Origin of the sequence: Roseisolibacter sp. H3M3-2 (assembly GCF_029211165.1) — a bacterium.
Lineage (GTDB): Bacteria > Gemmatimonadota > Gemmatimonadetes > Gemmatimonadales > Gemmatimonadaceae > Roseisolibacter.
In genome coordinates this window covers 1-2,783 of sequence record NZ_JARGEK010000500.1, presented here as the reverse complement: position 1 = coordinate 2,783, position 2,783 = coordinate 1, and the positions used below count along the sequence as shown (strand labels likewise).

3 protein-coding genes are annotated in these 2,783 nt (G+C 73.4%); 1 reads left to right on the top strand and 2 read right to left on the bottom strand.

The genetic code is table 11. The features are described from left to right. Window positions 1-67 precede the first annotated feature (67 nt). Together PYV61_RS23630 and PYV61_RS23625 are read right to left on the bottom strand one after the other, a co-directional pair. The gene (locus PYV61_RS23630) at window positions 68-805 is read right to left on the bottom strand and encodes a metallophosphoesterase family protein (RefSeq protein WP_275836331.1); all 738 of its coding nucleotides are present in this window, start codon (window positions 803-805) and stop codon (window positions 68-70) included. Window positions 806-884: 79 nt separating this feature from the next. Then, entirely contained in the window at window positions 885-1,295 is a 411-nt protein-coding gene (locus PYV61_RS23625; RefSeq protein WP_275836329.1) for a hypothetical protein, read from the bottom strand. Window positions 1,296-1,483: 188 nt separating this feature from the next. Between PYV61_RS23625 and PYV61_RS23620 the strand changes: the two genes are divergently transcribed. Next, complete coding sequence (locus PYV61_RS23620; protein WP_275836327.1) at window positions 1,484-2,770, top strand: putative DNA modification/repair radical SAM protein; 1,287 nt, start codon at window positions 1,484-1,486, stop codon at window positions 2,768-2,770. Window positions 2,771-2,783 lie beyond the last annotated feature (13 nt).

Here is a 2,783-nt window from a genome sequence, read left to right as displayed (position 1 = left end):
CTCCAATCTGCTACCAGATCTTTGATAATCGCCCAGATCTGATCCGTCTCATCCGTTCTCCTGGTTCTTACACAGCAAAGCCTGTGGAGAGGGCGTGGGCCCAATCGGCGCGCCCAGCACGCATCGCGTCGGCAGCGGCCGCGTCCCAGTCGTAGGCCACGGCGCGGTGCGTCACGCGCGGGGGGCCGTCGCCGAGGTCGAGCAGGGCGTAGCGGGCGTGCGGGCTGCCGACCGACACGCGGTGCGGGTGCGGGACGTCCCAGTCGAAGCCCTGCAGGCCGACGCTCCCCGGGTTCACCACCAGCCGGCCGTCGGCGGCGAGGGTCGTGCGCGGGACGTGGGTGTGGCCGCAGGCGACGATGCGCTGCGCGGTCGGACCCAGCCGCTCGGCGACCAGCGCGGGCGGGGCGGCGGCGACGGCGCCGGTGGGGGCGACCGCCTCCAGCAGGTAGGCCAGGTCGTCGGCCGGGGTGCCGTGGACGCAGAGCACCTCGCCGACGACCGCGGTCGCGGGGAGCGCCGCCAGCCAGGCGCGGTGGCGCGGCGCGAGGTGCGCGTCGGCGTGGCGGTCGGTGGCGCCCATGTCCTCGGGCGCGAGCGTGACCAGCTGCCGGTCGTGGTTGCCGCGGACGGTGACGAAGCCGCGGTCCATCAGCAGGTCGGCCGTGTCGGCGGGCTGCAGCGGCCCCGCGACGCAGTCGCCGAGGTCGACGACCGCGTCCGGCGCCTCGCGCGCGAGGTCGCGCAGCACCGCCTCGAGCGCCCGCAGGTTGCCGTGGACGTCGGCGAGGAGGGCGAGGCGCATGGAAAAGGATCGCCGCGGGCTGCGGGCTGCGGCCTGCGGGTTCTGAATCCGCAGCCCGCAGCCCGCCGCGCCGTCGTCCCTACGCCATCTGCGGCTGCCCCTGCCGGACGGCGATCTGCACGCCGGCCTTCGGGTCGCCGTCGATCTCGAGCATGAACGTGTAGCGGCCGAACTCGGGGAGCCCGAACATGTCGAGCAGCATCGGGAGGTCGATCGCCATCGAGTCGATCCCCGGGGGGGCCGGCGGGACGCCGATCTCGCCCGACGGGCGCGCCAGCTCGTTCCCCTTCGGGTCGGAGATGACCAGGTCGACCTTGTAGGTTTTCCCCGCCTCCTCGGCGGTCAGGAGGATGCGCGCGGCGAAGGCCAGGCGCGGGAGCGTCACCGGGACCTGGACCGCCTGGATGTCGCTGAAGACGCCGATGAGCGACGGCTTGCCGTCGGCCCCGACGAGGACGTGGTCGCACACGGCGACGTACTGGACGTGCATCGGATCTCTACTGGGGGACGCGTGAGTCGAGCGGGCGGAGAACTATAACGAGGGGCGGGAGTCGCTACTGCGGGAGTCGAAATAGCGGGAGTCGTGACGGCGCAGTGCGCTCTTGCGGCTCCCGCTGTGGCGACTCCCGCCGTGACGACTCCCGCTCTACCTTTCGGTAAGATTTCGGGCCGGGAGGTGTGGAGTTGGATCTGGAGAAGAAGCTGGCCGTGCTGGCCGACGCCGCCAAGTACGACGCGTCGTGCGCGAGCAGCGGGTCGAAGGGGCGCCGGGCGACGGCGGGGGGGGTGGGGTCGACGGAGGGGATGGGGATCTGCCACAGCTACACCCCCGACGGGCGGTGCGTGTCGCTGCTCAAGCTCCTCCTCACCAACTACTGCCTCTACGACTGCCTGTACTGCGTGAACCGGCGGTCGAGCGACGTCGAGCGGGCGCGCTTCACCCCCGAGGAGGTCGTGCGCCTCACGCTCGACTTCTACCGGCGCAACTACATCGAGGGGCTGTTCCTGTCGTCGGGGATCGTGCGGTCGCCCGACTACACGATGGAGCAGCTGGTGCGGGTGGCGCGCACGCTGCGCGTCGCGCACGACTTCCAGGGGTACATCCATCTCAAGACGATCCCGCACGCCGACCCCGCGCTGGTCGCCGAGGCGGGGCGGTGGGCGGACCGGCTGAGCATCAACGTCGAGCTGCCGACGCCCGAGGCGCTGGCCGCGCTGGCGCCCGACAAGGACCTGGGCGTGATCCGCGGCGCGATGACGACCATCCGCCGCGGGATCGACGAGCACCGCGAGCTGGTGACGCTGAAGCGCGCGCCGAAGGGCCCCGCTCCGTTCGCCCCCGCGGGGCAGAGCACGCAGCTGATCGTCGGCGCCACCGACGCCAGCGACGCGACGATCCTCGACGCGGCCACGACGCTGTACGGCGCGCACCGGCTGCGGCGCGTCTACTACTCGGCGTTCTCGCCCATCCCCGACTCGCCGTCGGTGCTGCCGAGCGTGTCGCCGCCGCTCGTGCGCGAGCACCGGCTGTACCAGGCCGACTGGCTGGTGCGCTTCTACGGCTTCGACGCGCGCGAGCTGACGACGCCGCAGGCGCCGAACCTCGACCTCGAGCTCGACCCCAAGACGGCGTGGGCGCTGCGCCACCGCGCGCTGTTCCCGGTGGACGTGAACGCGGCGCCGCGCGAGCTGCTGCTGCGCGTCCCGGGGATGGGGGCGAAGAGCGTGGACCGCCTGCTGGCGGCGCGGCGGTGGCGGCGGATGCGCGTGGCCGACCTGGCGGCGCTGCGCGTGGCGCTGCGGCGCGCGCTCCCGTTCGTGGTGACGGCCGACGGCGCGGGCGCCTCGCGCGTGCTCGACGCGCCCGACCTGCGCGCGCGCCTCCTCGGGCGGCGGACGCAGCTCGACCTGGTCGGCGTGCACCTGCGCGTCGCGGTCATCGCGCCCGCGCTGCGCGCCGGCTGACGTGCGGGAGGCG